Origin of the sequence: Vannielia litorea (assembly GCF_019801175.1) — a bacterium.
GTDB classification, from domain to species: domain Bacteria; phylum Pseudomonadota; class Alphaproteobacteria; order Rhodobacterales; family Rhodobacteraceae; genus Vannielia; species Vannielia litorea_B.
In genome coordinates, this window is sequence record NZ_JAHVJR010000002.1 from 359,559 (window position 1) to 383,834 (window position 24,276).

The window sequence follows — 24,276 nt, forward strand, 5'->3', positions numbered from 1 at the left end:
CCAAAACGCTAGCGAGAACGTCGCTTTTTCGCAACGTGCAGACCGGGTTTGCACGTATGGCGGGAGGTAGCGGCGCGATGGCGGTTGCGCGGGCGGTCGGCTGTGACGGCGGCGGAAGCGGCTCGCGGCTTGTGTTGCTGTGGGACGGTGCCCGCCATGAGGTGACGGGCGGGCCAGCCAATGCGACGAGCGACAGGGCGGGCGCGGTGGCGGAGATTGCGGCGCTGCTGGCGCGCGCGGCGGAAGCGGCGGGCGTTGCGGTGGAGGCGTTGAAGGGCCTCCCGGCGCATTACGCGATTGCGGGCGTTGTCGACGAGGGCATCGCCCAGGCAGTGGCGGAGGCGCTGCCGGTGCCGGGCGTGGTGGAGGAAGACCAGCGCGCTGCGGTGCGGGGGGCGCTCGGCGCAGAGCCGGGCTTCGTGGCGGGCATCGGCACCGGCTCCTACCTTGCGCGGCAGGGAGAGGCCGGATTTGCCACCATCGGCGGGCACGGGCTGGTGCTGGGCGACGAGGCCTCGGGCGCGTGGCTGGGGCGGGAGCTGTTGCGGGCCGTGCTGGCGGTGGCGGACGGGATGGAGCCTGCTACGCCGCTGACGCGGGCGGTGAGCGCTGAGTTCGGTGGCGCCTCTGGCGTTGTGGCCTTCGCCGCCAGCGCGAGGCCGCAGGAGTTTGCCAGCCTTGCGCCGAGGGTCTTCGAGGCCGAGGGCGACTCGGTGGCGCGGCACATGCTGGTGTGCGGCGGCGACTACATTGCGCGCGGGCTGTTGGCGCTGGGCTGGTCGGCGGGCGATGTGATTTGCCTGACCGGCGGCGCGGGGCCGCGCTATGCCGGGTTTCTGCCGCAGGAGATGCAGGACGCGCTGGTGCCTGCCTGCGGTTCGGCGCTGGATGGGGCGCTTGCCCTCGCGCTGGAGCAGCGCCCGTGAGCGCCGTCGCCTATACCGCCGGGGCCGTGCATGACGGCACCGCGCTGCGCCGGGGCGTGGCACTGGTGGTCGAGGGGCCGGTGGTGCGCGGGCTGGCCGCGGCGGGAGAGCTGCCCGAGGACTGCGCTTTGGTGGAGACCGGGGTGGCGATCATCGCGCCCGGCTACGTGGATTTGCAGGTGAACGGCGGCGGCGGGGTGATGCTGAACGACGGGCCATCGCCGGAGCGGTTGCGGGTGATGGCGCGCGCCCACGCCGCCTGCGGCACCACCTCGATTCTGCCGACCCTTATCACTGCTGCGCCCGATACCACGGAGCAGGCCATTGCCGCAGTTGAAACGGCCATTCCGGGCGTGATCGGGCTGCATCTGGAGGGGCCGCACCTTGACCCGGCAAAGGCGGGGGCGCACAGCCCCGGGCTGATCCGGGCGATGGGGGAGGATGACCTTGCGCGGCTTCTGGCGGTGCGGGGGCGGCTGAAGGTGACGCTGGCGCCTGACAGCGTGAGTCTGGGGCAGGTCGAGCGGCTGGCGGCGGATGGTGTGCTGGTGTCGCTCGGGCATGCCGCTTGCACCTATGAGCAGGCGAGAGACTATGCGGCGGCAGGCGCGCGCTGTGTGACCCACCTGTTCAATGCGATGAGCCAGATGGAGAGCCGCGCGCCGGGGCTGGCGGGGGCGGCGCTGGCCTGCGGCGAGTTGAGCGCCGGGCTGATCTGCGACGGGGTGCATGTGCACCCGGAGACCATGCGCTTGGCGGCGCGGGGCAAGCAGGGGCCGGGGCGGCTGTTTCTGGTCAGCGATGCGATGGCCTGCGCGGGCAGCGAGATTGCCAGCTTCACGCTGGACCGGCGCGAGATCCTGCGGCGGGACGGGCGGCTCACGCTGGCCGATGGCACGCTGGCGGGCGCCGATCTGGTGATGGCGCAGGCGGTGCAGAACGCGGTGCGGCTCATGGGGCTGAGCGTGGAGGAGGCGATTGCGATGGCGACCGGCGTGCCTGCCGCGCTGGTGGAGGCCGAGGTGGGGCGGCTCAGGCCCAAGGCACCGGCCGACTTCATCGCGCTGGATGAGAGCCTGAACGTGCAGCGCGTCTGGCAGGCCGGGTCAGAGCTTTAGCGGCGCCCGGCTGAGGGCATTGCCCGCCTCGGTGGCCTTTTGCAGCAGGCTCAGGAAGGTGGCCTGCTCGGCGGTATCTAGCCCCGCTAGGATATCGGATTGCAGTGCGGCGACGACCGGCTTGGCCTTGGCCAGCAGGGCGGCCCCTTGCTCGGTGAGGGAGAGTTCGCGGGCGCGGCGGTCTCGCGGGCTGACCCGGCGGGCGACGAGGCCCTTGCTCTCCATCCGGTCAAGCACGCCGCCGATGGTGACCTTGTCATAGGCCACGGCCCCGGCGAGCGCGGCCTGCCCCAGCCCCTCGGATTCACCCAGCGTGGAGAGCACGGCATATTGCACCGGGGTCAGCTCAAGCCCGCGTTCGGCCAGCCGCTCGGTGAAGATCGCCACCGCAATCTGGTTCAGCCTGCGGATCAGGTGGCCGGGCATGTTGTGGATGGCGGGCAAGACGGGCCTCTTGTGGTGGGGCGGATGGCTTGGCAGGGTAGACTCGCGGAGGGCAATTGACAAGCATGCTTATAGTAAGTATGCATACCAATAACGCGATAGGGAGGAAGCGATGGCTCTGCTCGGAACACTCGAGGAGCTTCCGGAGGACTACCGGGAAGACATGACGGCGGCGGGCGTGGCCCCGCTCTGGCCGATGATGCGCAACGTGCTGCCTCATGGCGCACCCAAGCCGGTGACCAAGCCGGGCCACTGGCGCTACGAGGCGATCCGCCCGCTTCTGCATCGCGCGGGCGAGCTGACCCCGGTTGAAAAGGCCGAGCGCCGGGTGCTGGTGCTGAGCGATCCGGGGCGCGGGACGGGGTCGATGCAGGCGACCTCCTCGATTTACCTTGGTCTCCAGTTCCTGCTGCCGGGCGAGACCGCCCCGGCCCATGTGCATACACCCAGCGCGGTGAGGATCATCGTGGAGGGCGAGGGCGGTTATACGGTGGTGAACGGAGAGAAGCTGCCGATGCAGGAGGGCGACCTTGTGCTCACCCCCGGCGGCGAGTGGCATGACCACGGGCATGAGGGCAAGGACCCCGTTGTCTGGCTCGACGCGCTGGACCTGCCGCTCTTTGTTTACCTCGAAGGGTCTTATGCCGAAGAAGGCCCGCTGCAAAACCAGCGCAACCGGCCTGACCCCAGCCAGATCGACTATCGCGCCGCCGGTCTCGCCCCGGCCCGCAAGCTGGGGGCGCAGAAAAAGCGCTACCCGATGGCGCGCTACCCCTGGGCCCGGACCCGCGAGGCACTGGTGGAGACGATGAAATACGATGGCGGCCCGGTGGTGGAGCTGGATTACATCAACCCCGAGACCGGGACGGATGTGCTGCCGACCATGGGGTTCACCGCCATGATGATCGAGGCGGGCGGCACGGAAACACCGCCGCTGCGCTCCTGCTCCTCTGCCTTTCATGTGATCGAGGGCAAGGGCCACTCCATCGTCAACGGCGAGCGGATCGACTGGGCGGCGAAAGACACGTTTACCGCCCCGGTCTTTGCAGAAATCACCCATCACGCGGATGAGGAAGCCTTTCTCGTTCGCATCCATGACCGCCCGCTTCAGGAGAAGCTGGACTACTACGAGGAGCGCGCCCGATGACCGACTACCTGTTTGATGCCCCGGAGGTGAAATCCGTGCCGGTGGAGGGTGAAAGCGCGGAATACCCGATTCACCGGATCTTCTGCGTTGGCCGGAACTACGCCGCCCATGCCGAGGAGATGGGGTTCGAGGTGGATCGGGAGGCGCCGTTCTACTTTTCGAAGCAACTCCATGCCGTGCTGCCGACCGGGAGCACCCTGCCCTACCCGCCCGGCACCGAGGACTTTCATTACGAGATGGAGCTTGCGGTGGCGCTGGGCGCGGAGGTGTTCAAGGGCACGCCCGAGCAGGGGGCGGCGGCGGTGTACGCCTATGGCTGCGGGCTGGACATGACCCGGCGCGACCAGCAGATCGCCTCGCGCAACAAGAAGCGCCCGTGGATGCTGGGCAAGGACGTGGAAGGCTCCTGCGTGCTCTCGCCGATGACCAAGGCGAACGGGTTTAGCGTGGGCACGCAGCGGATTCATCTGGAGGTGAACGGGGCCCAGAAGCAGGATTCGACCCTCGACCTGCTCATCCACAAGGTGCCCGAGGTGATCGCCCACCTCTCCGGCTTCTACCACCTGCGGCCCGGTGACATCATCCTGACCGGCACGCCCGAGGGCGTTGGCCCGGTGGTGGCGGGTGACAAGCTGACCGGCGGCATCGACGGCCTCGCGCCGATCGCACTCGATATCGGGCCAGCGGAATGAAGTTTCACGGCTACTTCCGGTCGTCCAGCAGCTACCGCTGCCGGACCGCCTGCAACCTGAAGGGGGTGGATTATGACTTCGTGTCTGTTCACCTCACCAAGGATGGCGGCGCGCAGAAGGGGGAAGGCTACAAGGCGCTGAACCCGCAGGGGTTGGTGCCGAGTTTCGAGTTGGAGGGCGGCGAGGTGCTGACGCAATCGCCCGCCATTCTGGAGTGGCTCGACGAGACCTACCCGGAGCCGAAGCTGCTGCCAGATGACCCGATTGAGCGCGCCCATGTGCGGGCTTTCTGCGCCGCCATCGCTTGCGAGATCCACCCGCTGCAAAACCTGCGGGTGCTGCAATACCTGCGCGGTGAATACGGGCAGGATCAGGAGGGTGTGGAGGCTTGGTGCCAGCGCTGGATCGGCAACGGGCTGGCGGCCTGCGAGGCGCTGCTGGCCAAGCGGCCGGCGCAGGACTTCTGCTTTGGCAACGCGCCTGGGATGGCCGATATCTACCTTGTGCCGCAGGTCTTTTCTGCCGCGCGGTTCAAGGTGGACCTGAGCGCCATGCCCAACCTGCGGCGCATTGCGGAGACCTGCAACGCGCTACCGGCCTTTGCCGAGGCGCACCCGAGCAAACAGCCCGATGCAGAATGACCGGCGCTGACTAGCCACAACGGGGGAGGAGACCCGATGAGCAACGACCGTTTCGTGATTGCAGGCGGTGGGATAGGCGGACTCGCCCTCGCCATTGGCCTTGCCCAGAAGGGGCAACGCTCCATCGTGCTGGAGAAGGCAAGCCAACTCGGAGAGATCGGTGCGGGCATTCAGCTGGGGCCGAACGCCTTCCATGCCTTCGACTACCTTGGCGTGGGTGACACCGCGCGGGAGATGGCGGTGTATATCGACAACCTCCGCCTGATGGATGCGATGAGCGGTGACGAGATCACCCGCATTCCTCTGGGCGAGGACTTCCGCACTCGGTTCAAGAACCCCTATGCGGTGGTTCATCGGGGCGATTTGCACGGCGTCTTTTTGAAAGCCTGTATGGCGCATGCTCTGGTCGAGCTGCGCACCTCCTGCGAGGTGACGGGCTACGAGCAGGACGAAAGCAGCGCCAGCGCCGTGCTGGCCAGCGGCGAGCGTGTCACGGGCAAGGCGCTGATCGGGGCGGAGGGGCTTTGGAGCAAGATCCGGCAGCAACTGGTTGGGGACGGGATGCCGCGCGTGTCTGGCCACTCGACCTATCGCTCGGTGATCCCGACCGAGGACATGCCGGAAGATCTGCGTTGGAACGCGGCGACGCTCTGGGCCGGGCCGAAGTGCCATATCGTCCATTACCCGCTTCAGGGCGGCAAGACGTGGAATCTTGTGGTGACCTACCACAACCACGCGCCCGAGCCGGTGGCGGGCAAGCCGGTGACGCATGAGGAGGTGGCGCAGGGCTTCGAGCACATCAGCCCGAAGGCGCGGCAGATCATCGAGAAGGGCAAGGACTGGAAGGTCTGGGTGCTGTGCGACCGTGACCCGGTGTTGAACTGGGTCGATGGCCGCGTGGCCTTGCTGGGCGATGCGGCGCACCCGACGATGCAATACTTCGCGCAGGGTGCCTGCATGGCGATGGAGGATGCGGTGGCCCTTTCGCACCTTGTCGAGCAGGGCGGCGAGGTGGGGGCGGTGCTGACCCGCTACAACGAGATGCGCCGCCAGCGCACCGCCCGCATCCAACTGCAAAGCCGCGAGATCGGCACACACGTTTACCACCCCGAGGGCGCCCATGCGGAGCTTCGCAACACCGTGATGAGCGCCAAGAGGCCGGAAGACTGGTATGAGGCCGTCGCTTGGCTTTATGGTTCGACCGGGCTTGAGGGGGCTGTCTCGAGTGAGACATTGGGCGCAGCGCCGGCATAAACAGGGTTTACAGGTGCGCGTCCAATATAGTTATGTGCCATAACGAAATTGCAGGGCTTCGGCGGCGGTGGATGAATCTTGCGGGAGCATCATTCAAAAACCGAAAGTGAAGCTGGAAATGGCGTGCAACTCAGGCTAGGGGAGCCGCGTCGCCAGCCTTAGGGAAACAAGGCCGGGCGCGCCCTTGGGGAGGGGGAGACAGTGCTTAGATTCATGACAGGTCTTGCAAGAGGCATGGCGTTGGCTGGCGGGGTCGTGCTGGTGGCGCTGATCCTCCTCACCTGCATCAGCGTGGTCGGGCGCGGGCTCAACACCTTTGGACATTCCGACTTTCTGCAGAACGCCGCCGAGGGGCTGGCCAACACGCTGCTCGGCACCGGGGTTGGCCCGGTGAACGGCGATTTCGAGATCGTCGAGGCCGGCATCGCCTTTGCGATCTTCTCCTTCCTGCCGATCTGCCAGCTCTTCTCGGCCCATGCGACTGTGGATGTGTTCACCTCCTTCCTCTCCAAGCGGAAGAACGCTGTGATCATCGCCTTCTGGGAAATCGTCTTTACCGTGATCGTGCTGCTGATCACATGGCGGCTCTACTACGGCCTCGAAGACAAGATCGGCAACGGTGAGACCTCGCTGCTGCTGCAATTCCCGATCTGGTGGGCGTTCCTCGCCAGCTTCATCGCCGCCGTCGTCGCCTCGCTTGTGGCGATCTATTGCGCCGTGGGGCGGGTCATGGAGCTGACGACCGATCAGCACTGGCTGCCCAAAGCAGAAGGAGCGGCACATTGAGCGTGCTCGAACTGGGATACCTCTCGTTCCCGATCCTCCTCATCATGATCTTCCTGCGGGCGCCGATTGGCCTTGCCATGCTCGTTGTCGGCCTTGGTGGGCTCTACTACGCGACCGGCGGCACGACCGTGTTTCTCGCAAAGCTGAAGAGCGAGGTCTACACGACCTTCTCCAGCTATTCGCTGAGCATCATCCCGATGTTCCTGCTGATGGGCCAGTTCGCCACGCTCTCGGGCATGTCGACGGCCCTGTTCAAGGCGGCGGAAAGCTGGCTGGGTCACCGGAAGGGCGGCGTGGCGATGGCCTCGGTGGGCGCCTGTGCGGGCTTCGGCTCGATCTGTGGCTCCTCGCTCGCCACCGCAGCCACCATGAGCCGGGTCGCGCTGCCCGAGCTGCGGCGCTACGGCTACTCGGGTGGGTTCAGCACCGCCACGCTGGCCGCGGGCGGCACGCTTGGCATCCTGATCCCGCCCTCGGTGATCCTCGTGATTTACGCGATCCTCACCGAGCAGAACATCGCCAAGCTGTTCCTCGCCGCCTTCATCCCAGGCGTGCTTGCGGCCATCGGCTACATGATCACCATCAGCATCTACGTGCGGCTCTACCCCGACGCCGCCGGCACCCGTGAGCCAGTGCCCTACAGCGAGCGCATCCGCGCGCTGCTCGATGTCTGGCCGGTGCTACTGGTCTTCGGTCTCGTGGTGGGTGGCATCTACCTTGGCTGGTTCACCCCGACCGAGGGCGCCGCCGTGGGCGCGGCGGGCACCGGGCTGATCGCGCTGGTGAGCGGCCAGCTTGATTGGGCGCGGTTCAAGGAAAGCATCATCAGCACGGCCCAGGCCACGGCGATGATCTTCTTCATCGTGCTGGGCGCGGGCTTTTACAACTCGTTCCTCGCGCTCTCTCAAGTGCCGCAGGAACTCTCGAACACAATCGTCGGCCTCGGCTGGAGCCCTTGGATGGTGCTGATCATCATCCTCGCCTTCTACCTCGTCTTCGGCTGCCTGATGGACAGCCTCAGCATGATCCTGCTGACGATCCCGATCTTTTTTCCGATCATCTCCAACCTCGATTTTGGCCTGATCTCGCTGCACGCGCTGCAGGAGGCCCGGTTCGAGAGTTGGTTCGCGGAAGCGCAGATGTGGTTCGAGGGGCTACAGGCCGGGGCGATTGAGGGTATGCGCGAAAGCCGCTTTGCCCGGGAGTTGGAGGGCGCCAACGAGCAGATGGCCGTGCTTGGCCTCGGAACCGTAGCCGACGCCGCCAGCCTTGCCCCGATGCAGATTGCCGCAATCTTCGGCGAGACCACGCCGGATGTGGTGCAGGCCGCCCGCGCCACGCTCGAATCGGGCGCGACGCTGGATGACGAAACGATGAAGGCCATCGGCTTGCGCGGGGCGAATGAGTCCAACCTCGCTCGTGTCTCGCTGGAGCATGTGGCGATCTGGTTCGGCATCCTTGTGCTGATCGTGGTCGAGGTGGGGCTGATCACGCCGCCGGTGGGGATGAACCTGTTCATCATCAACGCGATGGACCGCAAAACGCCCATGGTGGAGACCTACAAGGCGGTCATGTGGTTCGTGACCTCCGACATCGTCCGGGTGGCCATCCTCGTGGCCTTCCCGGTCATCACGCTCTTTCTCATTCCGGTCTGACACCCGCGCCAAAGCCGAGCGCGGGTGGCTTGCGCAAATTTAGGTATGAGTTATAACTGTTTTAAATTCGTCTGGGAGGACTCATGGATATCAGCGGAAACGTAGCCCTCGTGACGGGCGGCGGAAGCGGCCTTGGCGCGGCGACTGTGCGGCACCTGGCCGGGCTTGGCGCAAAGGTCGCCGTGCTCGACTACAACGCCGAGGCCGCAGAGGCCGTGGCGGCAGAAGTTGGCGGCGCGGCCTGCCCGGCGGATGTGAGCAACGAGGCGGCAGTGCAGGCGGCGGTCGAGAAGGCCGCGGCCGACTTGGGCGAGGCCCCGCGCATCGCGGTCAACTGCGCGGGCCTTGGGTTGGCGGCGCGGATCGTGGGGCGGGAGGGCAAGCTCTCTACCGATCTCTTCGAGAAGGTCATGAAGGTAAACCTTTTCGGCACCTATTACGTGATGTCCCATGCTGCCCGGCTGATGCAGGAGTTGCCAGCGCTGAACGAAGATGGCGAGCGCGGCGTGATCGTGAACACCGCCTCCGCCGCCTACCAAGACGGCCAGCTTGGGCAGGCGGCCTATGCGGCCTCAAAGGGAGGCGTGGCCTCAATGTGCCTGCCAGCGGCGCGTGAGTTCGCCAAGACCGGCATCCGGGTGAACGCCATCGCTCCTGGCCTCTTCAACACGCCGATGATGGAGAGCCTGCCGGAAGAGACGACGCAGGCGATCATCGCAAACGTGCCCTACCCGCACCGTCTCGGCCTGCCGCGAGAATACGCCATGCTGGTGCAGCACATGGTCGAAAATGCCTACCTGAACGGCGAGGTGATCCGGCTCGACGGCGCCACCCGCCTGCCGCCCCGATAAGGAAACACGATGAGCGACATGCTGAAAATCGACGTGAGGGATGACGGCATTGCCGTGCTCACCATGAACCGCCCCGGCAAGCGCAACGCGATGTGCGACGAACTGCTGGAGGCGATCGACGGGTTCTTCCGAAAGGTGCCCGAGGGCGTGCGCGTAGTGGTGCTGACCGGCACCGAAGGGCATTTTTGCTCCGGGCTCGACCTGAGCGAGCACAAGGCGCGCGACGCCGAGGGCACCATGCGCCATTCGCGTGGATGGCATGAGGTGATGGACCGTATCCAGTTTGGCGGGGTTCCGGTGGTTTCGGCCATGTATGGCGCCGTGATCGGCGGCGGGCTGGAGCTGGCGACCTCCACACATGTCCGCATCGCCGAAGCCTCGACGATCTTCCAGCTGCCCGAGGGGCGGCGCGGGATTTTCGTGGGCGGCGGAGCGACCGTGCGGGTGGGCCGCATCCTCGGCGCCGACCGGATGATCGAGATGATGCTGACCGGCCGGAAGTATGGCCATGAGGAGGGCAAAGCACTTGGCCTCGCCCATTATGCCGTGGGTGAGGGCGAGGCGCTCGATCTGGCGATGGATCTTGCGAAAAAGATCGCCTCCAACGCGCCGCTCTCCAACTACATCATGGTGCAGGCCATCGCCCGGATCGAAGACATGGCCAAGGCGGACGGGCTCTTTACCGAAAGTCTCTGTGCCGCCCTGACACAAACATCGCCGGATGCGCTGGAGGGGCTGGCTGCCTTTCTCGAAAAGCGCGCGCCGAAATTCAGCTGATGCCAGCGCCGCGCCCCCAACTGGTGCAGCCGGACCCGGATGACGAGGGGCTGCGCGGCCACGTCGGCTACAACATGAAGCGGGCGTTTCACATGATCCAGATGGATGTGAACGCCACGCTCGCGCCCTTCGGCCTGCGGATGGTGACCTTCTCAGCGCTGGTCGTGGTGATGGAAAACCCGGGGCTGCGGCAATCGCAACTGGCGGAACTGCTGGCCATCGAGCGCCCAAACCTCGTGGTGATTCTCGATGAGCTAGAGCAGGCCGGGTTGCTCACCCGCGATCGCGCCCCAGACGACCGGCGAGCCTATGCGCTGCACGTCACCGCCAAGGGCCTCGCGCTCTGCGAAGAGGCGCGGATCGCCGTGAGCGCGCATGACAAACGCATGGCCGAGGGGCTGACGGACGCCGAACTCGACCTGCTGATCACCGCCCTGCGCCGGATCGAGCGCAACGGCAAACTGGGGAGGAGCCCGAAATGACCACCGACAGCCGATATCTGGCGCATAAGGTCGAGCAGGAGACGCGCGCAGATGGCACCATGCTGCTGCGCTCCGGCTACCAGATGAGCACGCCCGCGCCTGTCACAGGCGATTGGCTGCACCGCTGGGCCGAGGAGGCACCGGACCGCGTGTTCATCGCCGAGCGCTCCGGCGCTGGCTGGCGCGAGTTGGCCTATGCCGAAGTGCTCGAGCAGGTTCGTGCCATTGGGTCGGCTCTTGTGGGCCGGGGCCTTGGCGCCGACACGCCGATCCTCGTGATGTCGGGCAACGGCGTGGACCACGGACTGCTGGCACTCGCGGCCCAATACGTGGGCATCCCGCTGGTGCCCGTGGCCGAGCAATACGCGCTGATCCACGGCGCCCACGGGCGGCTGAAGCATGCGGTGGAACTGGTAAAGCCCCGGATGATCTACGCCGATGACGCCGCCCGCTACGCGGAGGCGCTGGCGCTGCCCGAGATCGCAGCACTGGAGCGGTTGGTTTCAGTGAATGCAGAACCGGGGATGGTTGCGTTCGATGAACTTCTGAAAGGCGACACTGGCGTTAACATCGATACTATCCACGCGGAAATCGGCCCCGATACAGTGGCGAAATACCTGCTGACCAGTGGCTCCACCTCCAACCCCAAAGCCGTGATCACAACGCATGGGATGATGTGCGCCAACCAGGCCCAGCTGCTCGACGCTCTGCCCTTCCTCGGCACCAAGCCGCCCCGGATCGTGGATTGGCTGCCGTGGAACCATGTGTTCGGCGGGTCGCACAACTTCAACATGATGCTGGCCAACGGCGGCTCGATCTACATCGACGACGGCAAGCCAACCCCCGCGTTGATCGACCGCACGCTCGAGAACCTGACCATGAAGGCCGGCACCATCTGGTTCAACGTGCCGGTGGGCTTTGGCATGGTCGTGGACGCGATGAAGAGCGACGAAGCCCTGCGCCGCAGCGTGTTCTCGGAACTCGACATGATCTTCTACGCTGGCGCCTCCCTGCCGCAAGACGTGTGGACGGCGATGGAAGAGATGGCGATGGAGGTGCGCGGCGCGCTCCCGCTTATGACCTCCTCTTGGGGCCTGACCGAAACCGCGCCGGCCACCATGCTCCAGCATGAGCCGACCGACCGTTCCGGCATCGTCGGCGTTCCGCTGACCGGGGTGACGACCAAGCTTATCCCCGATGAGGAGATGCGCTGCGAGGTGCGCGTGAAGGGGCCGAACATCATGCCCGGCTACTTCGAGGACGCGGCCAAGACCGCAGAGGCGTTTGACGAAGAGGGCTACTTCATCACCGGCGATGCGATGGTCTTCGTCGACGCGGGCGATATCAACAAAGGGATGAAGTTCGACGGCCGGATCTCGGAGGATTTCAAGCTGCAAACCGGCACTTGGGTCCGCGCCGCGGGATTGAGGATGGAGGCGCTGAAGTTGCTGGATGGCATCGCCTCCGATCTTGTGATCACAGGCGCCGACCGCAAGGAGATCGGCCTGCTGATCTTCCCAAACATGGGAGCGCTCAAAAAGGCCGGCTTCGAGGAAGACGCCGCCGATGGCGCGCTGGTCGGCGAGCATCTGAAGCGCGAAATCCGTCACCGCCTTGCCGAGCGGGCCGGCCAAACCTCTGGCTCCGCCTCACTCATCACGCGCGCCCTCGTTCTCTCCGAGCCGCCCTCGATGGGCGACGGCGAGATGACCGCGAAGGGAAACCTCAACTTCCGCAAGGTGCTGACGCGCCGCGCCGAAATGCTGGAACGGCTTTACGACAACGCCGATCCGGCTGTGATCACATTGAAGGACAGCTGACATGGTCGATATATCCAAGGTCCGCGCGATCGACATTCACACCCACGCCGAGGAGCCCTGCGGCTGCCATACGGATGACGGCTACGACGACCTGCAAAGCACCATGGCCAAGTACTTCCGCGCCCCGTGGGAGCACCCGCCGACCATCCCCGAGACGGCGGCGCACTTCCGTGAGCAGAACATCGCCGCGGTGATCTTCCCCGTCGATGCTGAGCGCGAGACCGGCTATCGGCGCTACTCCAACGATGAGGTCGCTGAGCTGGTGGCCGAGAACAGCGATGTGCTGATCCAGTTCGCCTCGATCGACCCGTGGAAGGGCAAGATGGCCGCCCGCGAGGCGCGCCGGCTGATCCGGGAATACAAGGTGAAGGGCTTCAAGTTTCACCCCACCATGCAGGGCTTCTTCGCCAACGACCGCATGGCGTATCCGCTCTACGAGGTGATCCAGGAAGAGGGCTGCATCGCACTTTTCCATACCGGGCAAACCGGCGTGGGCAGCGGGATGCCGGGCGGCAACGGGATGCGGCTGAAATACTCGAACCCGATGTATATGGATGACGTGGCGGTGGACTTCCCCGACATGAAGATCATCCTCGCGCACCCCTCCTTCCCTTGGCAGGAGGAGGCGCTTGCGGTCGCCCAGCACAAGCCGAACGTTTACATCGACCTCAGCGGTTGGTCGCCCAAGTACTTCCCCGAGATCCTTGTGCGCTACTGCAACTCGATCCTCCGCAAGAAGGTGCTCTTTGGCTCCGACTGGCCGATGATCACCCCCGAGCGCTGGCTGGCGGATTTTGAGAAGATCGCGATCAAGGACGAGCTGCGCGAAGACATCATCAAGGGCAATGCCGCGCGGCTCCTTGGGCTGGCATAGAGACTGATGAAGCCGTTCAAAGCGCCGCTGGAGGACATTCTTTTCAGTCTCGAAGCCGTGGCAGGGGCCAAAGGCCTGCCGGGGTATGACCCCGAGCTGACCGCCGAGATCGGGGCGCATTTTGCCGCCTTCGCGGAGGGTGAGCTGGCGCCGCTGGACGAGGCGGGTGATGCCCAAGGCGCGCGGCTGGAGAATGGCAGGGTCCGCCTGCCTGATGGTTTTGTGGCCGCCTACAAGAGCCTCGCCGAGCAAGGCTGGCAGGGGCTCATGGCGCCCGAGGCCTATGGCGGGCAAGAGATGGGGCGGCCGGTGTTTGCGGTGACCTCCGAGATCTTCACCGCCGCCAACCATGCGCTGCAGATGCTCACGAGCCTCGCGCATGGAGCGATCGACACGATCCTGCAATTCGGGACCGATGAGCATAAGCAGCGCTGCATCCCGCCTCTGGCGTCCGGCGAATGGCTCTCGACGATGGCGCTCACCGAACCGGGCGCCGGCTCTGACCTCAGCCGCATTCGCTGTCGGGCCGTGCCAGCGGGCGATGGCTGGAAGATCACCGGCGAGAAGATCTTCATCTCCGGCGGCGATCACGATGCGACGGAGACGATCCTGCATCTGGTGCTGGCCCGCAGTTCGGATGACGGGCTGCGCGGCCTAAGTCTGTTTCTTTGCCCGTCCGCGAAGGCGGATGGCAGCCGCAATGCGGTGAGCGTGACGCGGATCGAGGAGAAGATGGGGATCCATGCCCAGCCGACCTGCCAGCTTGCGTTCGACGGCGCGGAGGCGGAACTGATCGGCAAGGAGGGCGAGGGGCTGATGGCGATGTTCACGATGATGAACCACGCCCGACTCGACGTGGCCCTGCAGGGCGCCGCCCATGCTGCTCGCGCCTGGGACGTGGCCAGCAGCTATGCCGCCGAGCGCGTGCAGGGTCGCGGGCCGGAGGGCGAGGTAACGCTGGATGCCCATGCGGATGTGCAGAGGATGATCGACGAGATCGACGCCCATGCCGTGAGTGCCCGGGCGATGGCTCATGTGGCGCTGGTTTTGCTGGAGTCGGGCGACAACCCGGCGCTGGTGGAGTTTTTGACACCGCTGGCGAAGGTGTGGTGCACCGAGGCGGGCATGCGGGCGACCAAGACCGGCATGCAGGTGCTCGGTGGCTACGGTTACCTCAAGGAATATCGGCTGGAGCAAAGCTACCGCGATGTGCGGATCGCCGCGATCTACGAGGGTGCGAATGGCATCCACGCGCGGACGCTGGCGGAGCGGTTCGTGCGGGGAAAATATGCCGAGAGCGCGGATGCCTTTGGGGCATGGTTAGAGACTGTTTCAGCCGAAGCAGGGTCTGATGCCGTGGCACAGGCCGCGCGGGATTGGGGAGAAGCGCGTATGGCTTTGGCCGGAGCGGAAGACGCTGCGCCCTTGGCGCACGACTTCTGCCGCTTGTGCGGCTGCACCATGGCGTTGGCGCTTTGGGCAAAGATCGCAGCAGTCGCAGGCGAGAGCCACGCGCCGGAACGGTTCACCCGGCTGGCGGCGGATCAGACCCGCCGCCTCGCCGCCGAAATTTCCATGCTAAAGGGCTTGCTGACCGCTTAGTCCGGCAGAACCTTTCCGGGGTTCAAGATGCCCTTCGGGTCCATCGCCTGTTTGATCGCGCGCATCGGCACAAGCGCCGGGCCGTGCTCGGCCTCCATGTACTTGCGCTTTCCGAGGCCGATGCCGTGCTCGCCCGAGACGGTGCCACCTAGGCGCAGGGCGGTTTCGGCGAGATGGGCCGAAAAGGTCTCTATCATGGCCAGTTCGGCGGGATCGTCACGGTCGAAGCCGATGCCGGTGTGAAAGTTGCCGTCCCCCACATGGCCGACGATGCAGGGCTCCAGCCCAAGCTCCCGGGCCTTGTCCTCGGCTGCGGTGACGGCTTCGGCCAGCTGAGAAATCGGCACGCAGACATCGGTCGCCAAGATGCGCTTGCCGGGGTAGAGCGCCTTGGAGGCGTGGTGGCCGTTGTGGCGCATGGCCCAGAGCGCGTTGCGCTCCTCCATCCGGGTGGCGCGCTTGAAGTCCTGCGCTTCAAAATCGGCGGCGATCTCCTCGAACATGGCTGATTGCTCTTCGACCGCCGTCTCGGAGCCGGAAAACTCGAGGAAGAGATGCGGTTCCTCGGGCAGGCCTGCGTTGCTGGCACGGTTGAAGCCGCGGACCATGGTGCCGTTGACCAACTCGATCCGGGCCATCGGGATGCCGGTCTGGATCGTTGTGATCACACAGTTCACGGCGTCTTCGACCGTCGGGAAGCGGCAGGTGGCGGCGACGATGCTTTCGGGTTGGCCGTGGAGCTTGAGGGTCAGCTCGGTGATGATGCCGAGCGTGCCCTCGGAGCCGATCAGCAGGTGGGTGAGGTCGTAACCGGATGACGACTTGCGGGCACGGGAGCCGGTGCGGATCACCCGGCCATCGGCGAGCACGGCCTCAAGCGCCAGAACATTCTCGCGCATGGTGCCGTAGCGCACCGCCATCGTGCCGCTCGCACGGGTCGCGGCCATGCCGCCAAGCGAGGCATCGGCGCCCGGGTCGATCGGAAAGTAGAGGCCGGTGGCGCGAAGCTCGTCGTTGAGCTGGGTCCTGGTGACGCCGGGCTGCACGGTCACATCCATGTCGGCGTCATGTACGGCGAGGATGCGGTTCATCAGCGAAAGATCGATCGTAAGGCCGCCCCGAACCGGCAGGTGATGGCCCTCCAGAGAGGTGCCGGTGCCGTAGGCGACCACGGGCATCTCCTCGGCATGGGCGATGCGCATTACCGCGGCGACCTCCTCGGTGCTCTTGGGGTAGGCAACCGCATCGGGCAGCATATCGGGGAAATGCGCCTCGTTCTGGCCGTGGGCCGCACGCTCGGCATCGGAGCGCTTCAGCCGGTCGCCAAGAAGGCTTTCAAGCTGAGTTAGAGCCTTTTCATGCGCCATTTCAGCTCTCCAGAACCTTGCCGATCCGCGACAGCGCTTCGCGGATGTTCTCCTCGCTGTTGGCATAGGAGAACCGCAGGAACCCTTCGCCGAAGGCGCCGAAGCTGGTGCCCGCAACGGTGGCGACGCCGCATTCCTCGAGGAAGCGGTCCTGCGCCTCGCGGGCCGAAAGGCCGGTGCCCTCGATGTTGGGGAAGGCGTAGAAGGCGCCTGCCGCATCTGCACAGCGCACGCCGGGAAGCGCGTTGAGGCCTTCGACGATGACCTGGCGGCGGCGGTCGAACGCCTCGACCATCTTCACCACCTCGTCCTGCGGGCCTTCAAGCGCGGCGATACCGGCGAACTGGGTGGGCGCGTTCACGCAGGAGTGGTCGTTGATGCAGAGGCGCGTGGCATGGTCGACCAGCGCATCTGGCCAGACGGCATAGCCGAGGCGCCAGCCGGTCATCGCGTAGGTCTTGGACCAGCCGTCGAGCATGATGAGGCGATCACGGATTTCGGGGTAGTTCAGGAGGCTCACATGGGAGCGGCCGCCGTAGAGCATGCAGGAGTAGATCTCGTCCGACATCAGCACCACATCCGGGTGATCGGCGAGGCCCGCGACCAGCTTGTCGATCTCTTCCTTGGGGGTCACGCCGCCGGTGGGGTTGGCGGGGGAGTTGATGATGATCAGCCGGGTGCGCTCGGTGATCTGGCCCAGAACCTCCTCGGCAGAGAAGGCAAAGCCCTTGTCCTCGCGCAGCGCGATCGGCACGGGCGTGGCGCCGGAATACTTGATGACGCTCTCGTAGATCGGGAAGCCGGGGTTGGGATACATGATCTCGGCGCCGGGCTCGCCCAGCAGCATGCAGGCGAAGAACATGGTGGGCTTGCCGCCGGGTTGCACGACCACGTTATCGGGGTTCACCTCGCAGCCGTGGCGGCGATGCAGGTCGGCGGCCACCGCCTCGCGCAGGGCGGGCAGCCCGTTGGCAGGGGTGTAACCGTGGTGGCCGTCGCGCAGCGCCTTGATCCCGGCCTCGACGATGTGGGCGGGCGTCTGAAAATCGGGCTGACCGATGCCGAGGTTGATGATGCTCTTGCCCTGCGCGGCGAGCTTGCCGGCGCGGGCGAGGACCTCGAAGGCGCTTTCGGTGCCAAGGCGGCCGGTGCGCTGCGAAACTGTGACCATGGGTGTCTCCTCCTTGACACAGCTTTTGGCCCGTGGGCGCGCAAATGAAAAGGCCCGAGCGCCGGCGCACCCTTAAGCTGGGCTTCAGGATTGATCGACCCGCCCGCGCGGGCTAAACCCGCCCGGCGTGGTCCCGTGGCTCAACTGGATAGAGCAGCCCCCTCCTAAGGGGCAGGTTGCAGGTTCGAATCCTGCCGGGGTCGCCAAAAACACCTGAAAAATATGGCTTATTTGCAAGAGGTTCTGCGGAAGCGTGCAGAAACACCCGATTTGTTCTCCGCCGAATTCCCCGAAAACGACCGAAATCTCGTACGAAGCCTGTACAAGATTCGCACGCTCGTGCGGCTTTTGGGGCTTTCCAATGAGCTGGCGGGTAGCGAATGCGTGCGCCGAGCGGAAGCTCGGGAGTGCGGCGCGCAAGCAGATCATCATGTTTTTGGCAGACAAGGCGTCGGATGACGGCTCGGGGATTTGGTGTTCCAAGGGGACGATCCAGCGACACACGGAGCTAGGGGAGACCACGGTCAAACGAACGATCCGGGATTTCTTGAAGGAAGGCATCCTGGTCGAGACCGGCGCGCGGGGATGCAAGAACGGATTCACCGTCGTTTACCGGATCGATCTGGCCCGGATCGAGGCGCTGGAACTGACTGCCGAGCCCGATATCGAGACGGGGGCCACAGTGGACCCCGTCCACACCGGACCCGGAACGGGGGCCACAGTGGCCGGGGTACCGGGGCCACAGCGGCCCCCAAACCATCCTAAAACCATCCAGAAACCCCCTACGCGCGAGCGCGTGGCGGCGGAGGATGACGAAGCCGAGAAGGTGTTGGCGGCCTATCCACCGGACCGAGTGCGGAGGAGGGCGGATTGTCTCAGGCGGATCAGGGAGGCCCTGGATGCCGGGACGGAGGTCGAGGACCTGTTGCCGGCCGTGAAGGCCTATACGACCGAGAGTTCGGGCTTCACCCGGTCGAAGGTCTGTTTCTCCGATAACTGGTTCAAGTCCGGCAGGTGGCGGGCCAAGTCGATGCGTTGCTGGCCGCAAAGCTGGTGACAAAGGCGCAAATCCAGGCGGCGAACCTCCCCTTCGAACCCCACCGGCGCGGGCAAGCCCCGCGCAAAGGAGCCGTTGACGGAGACCTTCGTCTTCCGTTGCACGGCGACCGAGAAGGCCGAGCTGCGCGCCAAGGCCGAGGCCGCTGGCCTGCCCGCCGCAACTCTCCTGCGCGAGGCGCTTGGCCTCACCGAGGCCCGCCGCCGCAAGCCCGTGCCACGCGTCGATCCGGCGCTTGTGCTGGCCGTAGGGCGCATCGGCGGCAACCTCAGCCAGATCGCACGCTGGCTGAACCGCGCCATGAAGGCTGGCCGCACTGACCTCGACAGTCTGACCGTCGCGCGCCGCTTGCTGGTAATCGAACGCCAGCTCGCTCAGCTCCTCGATGAGGCGCGGCGGTGTTGATCAAGTTCTTTCCCAACGGCAAGGGTACAGGCGCGGGGCCGGTCGGGTATCTCGTGGCCGAGCGCGTGCTGTCCTATGACGGCAATCGCGACCTGGTCCGCGATGCCGAGGGCCAACCCTTGACCGCGGCCCGCGACCCTTTGCCCGAGGTGCTGCGCGGCGATCCAGGCCGCACGGAGGCGCTGATCGACGCCAGTCGCCACCAGTGGACCTACCGCGCAGGCGTGATCAGCTTCGCCACCGAGGATGCGCCCACCGAAGCGCAGCAGGCCGAGGCCATGGACGCCTTCGAAAAGCTGGCCTTCGCAGGGCTGGAAGGAGAGCAATACGACATACTCTGGGTCCGGCACAGCGACGAGGACCGCATTGAATTGCACTTCTGTACCCCGCGTCTTGAGCTGACAACTGGGCGCAGCCTGAACATCGCACCGCCGGGCTATCAGGACGCCTATGACAGCCTGCGCGACCTGATGAACCAGCGCCACGGCTGGGCCGACTCGATGGAGCTGGAGCGCGCCCAGGGGGTGCGCGACACCATCGAGGCTCCGACCCGCGCCCATGGCCGTGGCGAGCTGCATGCGTGGATCCTCGATCAGATATCGATGGGTCTAATCGAGGATCGCGCCAGCATGCTCGATGCCCTAGCCGATGCGGGCTTCGACCTGCCCCGCGTCGGCAAGGCCTACCTCACCGCGCAGGACCCCGAGACCGGCGAACGCTGGCGCCTGAAAGGAGAGATTTTTCATGAAGACTGGCAAGCCGACTCGGCTGAGCGAGAAATTGAACGCGGAGCTGGACACGATACGCCAGGACTACGCCGCCTCGATGGCATCCCAGCTGGAGAGCTTCAGGACCGATTTGACAGCCATTGCGAGCGACGCGCGGCGTACCATCGAGAGCGATACGCGCCACTTCCTGAACGAGAACAGGAGCTTGTTCGAGACGCGGACCGAGCAGATCAGGCTTTGGCTGACGATCTCGCCCTGGGTGATCTCGGGGCTGATCGTGACGGGGATCGCCTCGATGATGGCCGCGAGCTGGTTCTGGACGGCCATGCTGACGCGCTCGGAGATGGTGGAGCTGGGTCAGACGCGGATCGAGCAGGGGGAAGAGACCTGGCTGACGCTGGACCCGGCCAGGACCGAGTTGAAGACCTGCACACTGGCCGGGACGCCGGTCATCTGCATCAAGATCGAGGAGAGATGAATGACGACGCCCCTGACAGCCTTGGAGCGCGACTTGCTCGCCTGCGTCGAGCGGTTGGTGACGGCCTGCGAAACCTCAGCGCAGGAATTGAGCGGCTTGGGAGCGCGCTCGACGAAGAGGCTGCAAGCCCAGCTGGATGGTATCGCGGCCTGCGCGACGTTGCTCATACGCTCGCAGATCGCGTCAATGCAGGCGTTGCGTGGCTTGCTGAGCGAAGAGGCCACCTACAACGCGCTGGACGCGAAGTTGAACGAGAGCTTGACCTTAGCGAGGCACGCCGAAGAGCGGCTGAAACAGAGCTAGAGGTGCAGGATCGGGGCATAGACCGGGGGCTGACGCATTAAGTTTGAGCGATAGCTGCCATAGCGTGGTTTGGCGTTCCATGAGATTTCGCCATACCATAATACTGCAATATCCGAACAAATGCCATATTTTGGAATTACAAACTGATCCAGTATGCAAACTCACAGGTTGGCAAATGTCCGTTTCTCGCGCAAAACAGCGGCAAGCAGAAGGCAAGATCAATCAAGCCAGACAAGTGGCTCAAGCATTCGCCAAGCCACTTGGGGGCTGGATTGCGACCTTCCAGGAAGCCATCGGCATGAGCGCACCCGCGCTGGCCGAGCGGTTGGGCGTGTCTCGCAACAGCGTCTACAGCTCTATCCAGAACGAACAAGCCGGGACAATCTCCCTGAACCAGCTCGACAAGATGGCCGAGGCAATGGGCGGCAAGCTGGTCTACGCGATCATCCCGCGCGAAGGGCCGGTCGAAGAGATTGTCACGGCCCAGGCCCGCAAGAAGGCCAGACGCATCATCCAGCGCACACGCGCGCACATGGCCCTTGAAGAGCAGACCGAAGGCTTACGCAGCCAGGACGAGATGATCGAGGACCTGGCGGGTGAAATCGCCCGCGAAATGCCGAGGGATTTCTGGAAGTGACCCTGGAACTGCACGAACCCACCGGCGCGACCCCACTCACGCCCGACGAGTTGCTTGGCCTCAAGGCCAAGCACATCACCACGCGCGGCGAGTTGAACGAGCTGGAGGGCGAAAACATCATCGAGGGGTTGACCTGGCTGGACCGGCGGCCCAAGTCTTTCAACATCCTGACCGACGATGCAGCCCCCGAGGTCCACAAGCGGCTGTTCGGGCAAGTCTGGGATTGGGCGGGTGTCTATCGTCTGACCGAGAAGTACATTGGCGTGCCAGTCTGGCACATATCGACCGAAATGCGCACCTGCATGGACGATGCCCGCTACTGGCGCGAGAACGGCACCTACGACCCGCTGGAAGCCACGGCACGCTTCCATCACAAGCTGGTCTGGGTTCACCCCTTTGCCAACGGCAACGGACGCTGGGCAAGGATGATGGCGGATACCTACTTGGCCACGATTGATCCGGATATCTAACTCGATTGGTCAGGTGGCGGTACATTGACGGCTGATAACGACCATCGGGCTCGCTTCATCGCGGCACTGCAGGCTGCGGATGTGTTTGAGTTCGGGCCGTTGGTAGAATTTGTTACGGTCATCGCGGGATGAAGGCATGCACGGCGAACAGGGATAGGCTGCTCTTTCTGATTAGTCCAATCCTGTGTACTGTCGGGCTGACAAGAGTCGGCAGAGACTGCTTGAAACACCACTTGTACATAAACAGTCGATTGACAGAAGCCCTTGAGAAGGCACCAAGAACTCATGAAGGACAGAAGAGCACATATCATAGTGATCTCTGGCCCGACCGGAGTCGGAAAAACGACATTGGCGCAAGAATTGGTCAAACGCCTCGGGGCGCTCCATGTCTCAACCAGTTCGTTGATTTCCAGCATCCGACCTGCGCTATCGCCGGGAAGGGCGTTTCTGCAACTCGCGGGGAATAGTCTCGACGAAGAAACCAATTTTCGTTGGATCGCTGACGAAGTGTCAACGCTTGAGCGCGAGTTTCCTGATCATTCATTGGTGGTCGATGCGGTGCGCAAACCGGAGCAGGTTCTTGTGCTTCGTGCGCAAACTACCCTGAATCTGACGCACGTTCACCTTGGGGCCGGCTATGACCACCTTGTTCATCGTCATAGTCTGAGATCGCGGGACATAGATGCCGGACAAGATTACAGCGTCCTCGCAAAAGATGTCAGTGAAAGCTATCAGTCAGAATTGGCTGGAATTTCCGACCTCATGCTCGATGCAGAGAATGCCTCTCCGTCACAGCTGGGAGAAAAAGTAGTGTCGTTTCTTGACGTTGCGGTCACCGATATCGCTTAAGCTCTACGCCACTTCCGACAAGCTCGAAATCGCTTCCAGGAGTTTGGAGGAACGCTCTTCGATAGTACCGCGCACTTCGAGGGTTGGCATCCTGAAGTGATCCAGCAGTTCTCGGATGACTCCATCGATGTACGCCTGGTACTCAAGGTCCGCCGGTCTCAGTTCGTCATGCTCCATCGGGAACTCAATCGGCAGGTATACGTATAGCCGGGTTCTGTGCTTTTCCGCATGTATCTGCTCAACGATCAGCTTCTCAAGTGAGTACGAAAACCGATGAGGGAACTGGTCACGAGTGTAGGCATAGAGGTCGAGGATCGATCTGTCGGTCAAGACGAGCTTGGTTTGAACTTGGCGCACCTCGGCCAGGCAGTAGCCTAGGTACTCGAAGACGCCATCAAGCGATATTTTGTCATTGACGTAGAAGCCACGCTTGGCGATCTCCCTTGCTGGTTCGCGGATGACGCTGATGTCTTCCCGCCTTGCCGCTTGCGCGGTTACTTCCTCGATTAGCGAGGTCTTGCCGACGCCGTGCGCGCCGGTGATCGTGATGAAATGCTGATCCATCGCAGACGACCTTTGAGGTTCTTTGCTTTACCGCCGTTTGTGCCAATAGTACCAATGTGGTGAAGGAACTTACAGCGCCGATACCACTAAGGGGGAACGATGGCCACGCAAGGTGAAGTTGAAGTCGAGCAGCCATCAGGTTTCCTGCTTAAAAAGGACATCCGCGACCTGAAGATCATCAGCGAAGGCTCCGCTGAACACTGCTTCAAGCCCGCTAGTTACGATTTGAGAATCGGTGATCTCTACGTAAGCACCGACGGTAAGCAACAGTTCGCACGAGAACCCCTACAAGGCTGCAACGTCGTAGTACCCCCCTTGGGTAGCTTGATTGTTTCCACAAGAGAATTCTTGAGGATGCCGGGCAATGTGGTAGGCGATTTTGATCTTCGTATCAAATTGGCCGTGAAAGGCCTCTTTGTGCAAATGGGCACTCAAGTCGAGCCACACTACAAGGGAAGGCTTTTTGCAATTATTCACAATGTGACTGCATCTCCGGTCGAGCTGAAGTGGGGAGGCGACGACGCAGAACGAATATTTACTATACAATTTGCGTTTACCAATGGAGTTGCGGAAGAACCAGAGGAGCTAAAGGAGTTTAGGACTCTGAGAAATTTTCTGGAGAATACAGAATTTGCAGAAAACCAAATCGGCGGCCTCCTCAAACTAGTCGAGGAAAACAGAGACGAATTAAAAACTGCGATGACCAAAATTGAGTCCTCGAAGACAGAGCTGGAAAGGTCTCTCGATGGGTTAATTGAGAACAGATTTGCTGTTTTGCAGTCAAAGTTGGACGCAAAAACTGAAGTCGATCGGGCGCTAACAGCTCTTCAGAAAGACGAGCGGGCTTTTAAGAAGCAGCTTTTGCTTGGCGGCTTAGGCATCGCTGCATTTTCTGTGCTCATTCCCTTCCTCATAGGATTTGCTATCAACTTTGCTCGTCCGCTGGCCTTTACTGACTTCGACCAAGACCTGGGCGGGCAACTCTCCACTCTGGAAGCGGAGATCGAGACGATCAAAGACTCTTCTAATGGCAATAACAGACTGGACGCTGTCGCCACTCGCATAGATGAGATCAGCACACGCCTCCTGGAACTCCAGCGGCAGATTGAAAATTCTCCGGAAGTAGTGCAAGATGAAGTGCAAAATCCGAGCGCGAACTCGGAAGTGGAGCAGTAGAG

The 24,276-nt window shown here is 63.8% G+C and carries 26 protein-coding genes, 1 tRNA gene and 1 pseudogene; 24 read left to right on the forward strand and 4 right to left on the reverse strand.

Features of this window, described 5'->3' with window-relative positions; all coding sequences use genetic code 11:
• Positions 1–77 precede the first annotated feature (77 nt).
• A complete protein-coding gene (locus KUV38_RS17170) occupies positions 78–926 on the forward strand; it encodes an ATPase (protein ID WP_222471424.1) in 849 nt (282 codons plus the stop codon).
• On the forward strand, positions 923–2,044 hold the full coding sequence (gene nagA / locus KUV38_RS17175; RefSeq protein WP_315898657.1) for an N-acetylglucosamine-6-phosphate deacetylase: 1,122 nt from the start codon (positions 923–925) through the stop codon (positions 2,042–2,044). The genes KUV38_RS17170 and nagA overlap by 4 nt, the downstream gene beginning before the upstream one ends.
• On the opposite strand, the gene KUV38_RS17180 is transcribed toward nagA, so the two are convergent.
• On the reverse strand, positions 2,033–2,488 hold the full coding sequence (locus KUV38_RS17180; RefSeq protein WP_261385408.1) for a MarR family winged helix-turn-helix transcriptional regulator: 456 nt from the start codon (positions 2,486–2,488) through the stop codon (positions 2,033–2,035). The two genes, nagA and KUV38_RS17180, sit on opposite strands and share 12 nt — an antisense overlap.
• A 112-nt stretch (positions 2,489–2,600) precedes the next feature.
• Here KUV38_RS17180 and KUV38_RS17185 point away from each other — a divergent pair, with 112 nt between their 5' ends.
• The 12 genes from KUV38_RS17185 (at position 2,601) to KUV38_RS17240 (ending at position 15,069) form a co-directional block, all read left to right on the forward strand.
• On the forward strand, positions 2,601–3,635 hold the full coding sequence (locus tag KUV38_RS17185) for a cupin domain-containing protein (RefSeq protein ID WP_222471425.1): 1,035 nt from the start codon (positions 2,601–2,603) through the stop codon (positions 3,633–3,635).
• Positions 3,632–4,327 carry a fumarylacetoacetate hydrolase family protein gene (locus KUV38_RS17190; protein ID WP_222471426.1) on the forward strand — a complete coding sequence of 232 codons (696 nt, stop codon included), beginning with the start codon at positions 3,632–3,634 and terminating at the stop codon, positions 4,325–4,327. The genes KUV38_RS17185 and KUV38_RS17190 overlap by 4 nt, the downstream gene beginning before the upstream one ends.
• Positions 4,324–4,968 (forward strand): maleylacetoacetate isomerase, encoded by a 645-nt coding sequence (maiA, locus tag KUV38_RS17195; RefSeq protein WP_222471427.1) that lies wholly within the window; start codon positions 4,324–4,326, stop codon positions 4,966–4,968. Before KUV38_RS17190 ends, maiA begins: the two co-directional genes overlap by 4 nt.
• A gap of 36 nt (positions 4,969–5,004) precedes the next feature.
• Entirely contained in the window at positions 5,005–6,222 is a 1,218-nt protein-coding gene (locus KUV38_RS17200; RefSeq protein WP_222471428.1) for a 3-hydroxybenzoate 6-monooxygenase, read from the forward strand.
• Between the two features lie 234 nt (positions 6,223–6,456).
• Positions 6,457–7,008, forward strand: a complete 552-nt coding sequence (locus KUV38_RS17205; protein ID WP_261385409.1) for a TRAP transporter small permease — start codon at positions 6,457–6,459, stop codon at positions 7,006–7,008.
• On the forward strand, positions 7,005–8,663 hold the full coding sequence (locus KUV38_RS17210) for a TRAP transporter large permease (protein ID WP_222471430.1): 1,659 nt from the start codon (positions 7,005–7,007) through the stop codon (positions 8,661–8,663). Before KUV38_RS17205 ends, KUV38_RS17210 begins: the two co-directional genes overlap by 4 nt.
• An 83-nt stretch (positions 8,664–8,746) precedes the next feature.
• Positions 8,747–9,514, forward strand: coding sequence for an SDR family NAD(P)-dependent oxidoreductase (locus KUV38_RS17215; RefSeq protein WP_222471431.1), 768 nt, complete (start codon positions 8,747–8,749; stop codon positions 9,512–9,514).
• Between the two features lie 9 nt (positions 9,515–9,523).
• Positions 9,524–10,291, forward strand: coding sequence for a crotonase/enoyl-CoA hydratase family protein (locus KUV38_RS17220; RefSeq protein ID WP_261385410.1), 768 nt, complete (start codon positions 9,524–9,526; stop codon positions 10,289–10,291).
• On the forward strand, positions 10,291–10,773 hold the full coding sequence (locus tag KUV38_RS17225; RefSeq protein ID WP_222471432.1) for a MarR family winged helix-turn-helix transcriptional regulator: 483 nt from the start codon (positions 10,291–10,293) through the stop codon (positions 10,771–10,773). Before KUV38_RS17220 ends, KUV38_RS17225 begins: the two co-directional genes overlap by 1 nt.
• Complete coding sequence (locus KUV38_RS17230; RefSeq protein ID WP_222471433.1) at positions 10,770–12,593, forward strand: feruloyl-CoA synthase; 1,824 nt, start codon at positions 10,770–10,772, stop codon at positions 12,591–12,593. The genes KUV38_RS17225 and KUV38_RS17230 overlap by 4 nt, the downstream gene beginning before the upstream one ends.
• A 1-nt stretch (position 12,594) precedes the next feature.
• Complete coding sequence (locus KUV38_RS17235; RefSeq protein ID WP_222471434.1) at positions 12,595–13,467, forward strand: amidohydrolase family protein; 873 nt, start codon at positions 12,595–12,597, stop codon at positions 13,465–13,467.
• A gap of 6 nt (positions 13,468–13,473) precedes the next feature.
• Complete coding sequence (locus KUV38_RS17240) at positions 13,474–15,069, forward strand: acyl-CoA dehydrogenase family protein (protein WP_222471435.1); 1,596 nt, start codon at positions 13,474–13,476, stop codon at positions 15,067–15,069.
• Here KUV38_RS17240 and KUV38_RS17245 read toward each other — a convergent pair.
• The gene (locus KUV38_RS17245) at positions 15,066–16,436 is read right to left on the reverse strand and encodes an FAD-binding oxidoreductase (RefSeq protein ID WP_222471436.1); all 1,371 of its coding nucleotides are present in this window, start codon (positions 16,434–16,436) and stop codon (positions 15,066–15,068) included. The two genes, KUV38_RS17240 and KUV38_RS17245, sit on opposite strands and share 4 nt — an antisense overlap.
• A 1-nt stretch (position 16,437) precedes the next feature.
• The gene (locus tag KUV38_RS17250; RefSeq protein ID WP_222471437.1) at positions 16,438–17,607 is read right to left on the reverse strand and encodes a pyridoxal phosphate-dependent aminotransferase; all 1,170 of its coding nucleotides are present in this window, start codon (positions 17,605–17,607) and stop codon (positions 16,438–16,440) included.
• 129 nt (positions 17,608–17,736) lie between these two features.
• On the opposite strand from KUV38_RS17250, the gene KUV38_RS17255 reads away from it, so the two are divergent.
• The 9 genes and pseudogenes from KUV38_RS17255 (at position 17,737) to KUV38_RS17285 (ending at position 22,534) form a co-directional block, all read left to right on the forward strand.
• Positions 17,737–17,813 (forward strand) — tRNA-Arg (locus KUV38_RS17255).
• Positions 17,814–17,968: 155 nt separating this feature from the next.
• A complete protein-coding gene (locus tag KUV38_RS17260; protein ID WP_261385411.1) occupies positions 17,969–18,664 on the forward strand; it encodes a hypothetical protein in 696 nt (231 codons plus the stop codon).
• Positions 18,665–18,739: 75 nt separating this feature from the next.
• Complete coding sequence (locus KUV38_RS17265; protein WP_261385412.1) at positions 18,740–19,069, forward strand: MobC family plasmid mobilization relaxosome protein; 330 nt, start codon at positions 18,740–18,742, stop codon at positions 19,067–19,069.
• A gap of 224 nt (positions 19,070–19,293) precedes the next feature.
• Positions 19,294–19,497, forward strand: a pseudogene (locus tag KUV38_RS21175) (relaxase/mobilization nuclease domain-containing protein); the annotation flags it as partial.
• A 316-nt stretch (positions 19,498–19,813) separates the two neighbouring features.
• The gene (locus KUV38_RS20995; protein ID WP_261385460.1) at positions 19,814–20,275 is read left to right on the forward strand and encodes a hypothetical protein; all 462 of its coding nucleotides are present in this window, start codon (positions 19,814–19,816) and stop codon (positions 20,273–20,275) included.
• Positions 20,276–20,578, forward strand: a complete 303-nt coding sequence (locus tag KUV38_RS21000; protein ID WP_261385461.1) for a hypothetical protein — start codon at positions 20,276–20,278, stop codon at positions 20,576–20,578.
• A 79-nt stretch (positions 20,579–20,657) separates the two neighbouring features.
• The gene (locus KUV38_RS17275; RefSeq protein WP_222471439.1) at positions 20,658–21,215 is read left to right on the forward strand and encodes a hypothetical protein; all 558 of its coding nucleotides are present in this window, start codon (positions 20,658–20,660) and stop codon (positions 21,213–21,215) included.
• Positions 21,212–21,685, forward strand: coding sequence for a mobile mystery protein B (locus tag KUV38_RS17280; RefSeq protein WP_222471440.1), 474 nt, complete (start codon positions 21,212–21,214; stop codon positions 21,683–21,685). The genes KUV38_RS17275 and KUV38_RS17280 overlap by 4 nt, the downstream gene beginning before the upstream one ends.
• Positions 21,686–21,970: 285 nt before the next feature.
• Positions 21,971–22,534 carry an AAA family ATPase gene (locus KUV38_RS17285; protein ID WP_222471441.1) on the forward strand — a complete coding sequence of 188 codons (564 nt, stop codon included), beginning with the start codon at positions 21,971–21,973 and terminating at the stop codon, positions 22,532–22,534.
• Positions 22,535–22,537: 3 nt separating this feature from the next.
• Here KUV38_RS17285 and KUV38_RS17290 read toward each other — a convergent pair whose 3' ends face one another.
• Positions 22,538–23,098 carry an ATP-binding protein gene (locus tag KUV38_RS17290; protein ID WP_222471442.1) on the reverse strand — a complete coding sequence of 187 codons (561 nt, stop codon included), beginning with the start codon at positions 23,096–23,098 and terminating at the stop codon, positions 22,538–22,540.
• Positions 23,099–23,197: 99 nt separating this feature from the next.
• Here KUV38_RS17290 and KUV38_RS17295 point away from each other — a divergent pair, with 99 nt between their 5' ends.
• Complete coding sequence (locus KUV38_RS17295) at positions 23,198–24,274, forward strand: dCTP deaminase domain-containing protein (RefSeq protein WP_222471443.1); 1,077 nt, start codon at positions 23,198–23,200, stop codon at positions 24,272–24,274.
• Positions 24,275–24,276: the final 2 nt, after the last annotated feature.

What these genes read in the sequence shown, in the direction of transcription:
- KUV38_RS17170 (WP_222471424.1), top strand. Translation starts at nt 78, where the DNA reads ATGGCGGTTGCGCGGGCGGTCGGCTGTGACGGCGGCGGAAGCGGCTCG.
- KUV38_RS17185 (WP_222471425.1), top strand. Translation starts at nt 2,601, where the DNA reads ATGGCTCTGCTCGGAACACTCGAGGAGCTTCCGGAGGACTACCGGGAA.
- KUV38_RS17190 (WP_222471426.1), top strand. Translation starts at nt 3,632, where the DNA reads ATGACCGACTACCTGTTTGATGCCCCGGAGGTGAAATCCGTGCCGGTG.
- maiA (WP_222471427.1), top strand. Translation starts at nt 4,324, where the DNA reads ATGAAGTTTCACGGCTACTTCCGGTCGTCCAGCAGCTACCGCTGCCGG.
- KUV38_RS17200 (WP_222471428.1), top strand. Translation starts at nt 5,005, where the DNA reads ATGAGCAACGACCGTTTCGTGATTGCAGGCGGTGGGATAGGCGGACTC.
- KUV38_RS17205 (WP_261385409.1), top strand. Translation starts at nt 6,457, where the DNA reads ATGGCGTTGGCTGGCGGGGTCGTGCTGGTGGCGCTGATCCTCCTCACC.
- KUV38_RS17215 (WP_222471431.1), top strand. Translation starts at nt 8,747, where the DNA reads ATGGATATCAGCGGAAACGTAGCCCTCGTGACGGGCGGCGGAAGCGGC.
- KUV38_RS17220 (WP_261385410.1), top strand. Translation starts at nt 9,524, where the DNA reads ATGAGCGACATGCTGAAAATCGACGTGAGGGATGACGGCATTGCCGTG.
- KUV38_RS17225 (WP_222471432.1), top strand. Translation starts at nt 10,291, where the DNA reads ATGCCAGCGCCGCGCCCCCAACTGGTGCAGCCGGACCCGGATGACGAG.
- KUV38_RS17230 (WP_222471433.1), top strand. Translation starts at nt 10,770, where the DNA reads ATGACCACCGACAGCCGATATCTGGCGCATAAGGTCGAGCAGGAGACG.
- KUV38_RS17235 (WP_222471434.1), top strand. Translation starts at nt 12,595, where the DNA reads ATGGTCGATATATCCAAGGTCCGCGCGATCGACATTCACACCCACGCC.
- KUV38_RS17240 (WP_222471435.1), top strand. Translation starts at nt 13,474, where the DNA reads ATGAAGCCGTTCAAAGCGCCGCTGGAGGACATTCTTTTCAGTCTCGAA.
- KUV38_RS17245 (WP_222471436.1), bottom strand. Translation starts at nt 16,436, where the DNA reads ATGGCGCATGAAAAGGCTCTAACTCAGCTTGAAAGCCTTCTTGGCGAC.
- KUV38_RS17250 (WP_222471437.1), bottom strand. Translation starts at nt 17,607, where the DNA reads ATGGTCACAGTTTCGCAGCGCACCGGCCGCCTTGGCACCGAAAGCGCC.
- KUV38_RS17260 (WP_261385411.1), top strand. Translation starts at nt 17,969, where the DNA reads ATGAGCTGGCGGGTAGCGAATGCGTGCGCCGAGCGGAAGCTCGGGAGT.
- KUV38_RS20995 (WP_261385460.1), top strand. Translation starts at nt 19,814, where the DNA reads ATGAAGACTGGCAAGCCGACTCGGCTGAGCGAGAAATTGAACGCGGAG.
- KUV38_RS21000 (WP_261385461.1), top strand. Translation starts at nt 20,276, where the DNA reads ATGACGACGCCCCTGACAGCCTTGGAGCGCGACTTGCTCGCCTGCGTC.
- KUV38_RS17275 (WP_222471439.1), top strand. Translation starts at nt 20,658, where the DNA reads ATGAGATTTCGCCATACCATAATACTGCAATATCCGAACAAATGCCAT.
- KUV38_RS17285 (WP_222471441.1), top strand. Translation starts at nt 21,971, where the DNA reads ATGAAGGACAGAAGAGCACATATCATAGTGATCTCTGGCCCGACCGGA.
- KUV38_RS17290 (WP_222471442.1), bottom strand. Translation starts at nt 23,098, where the DNA reads ATGGATCAGCATTTCATCACGATCACCGGCGCGCACGGCGTCGGCAAG.
- KUV38_RS17295 (WP_222471443.1), top strand. Translation starts at nt 23,198, where the DNA reads ATGGCCACGCAAGGTGAAGTTGAAGTCGAGCAGCCATCAGGTTTCCTG.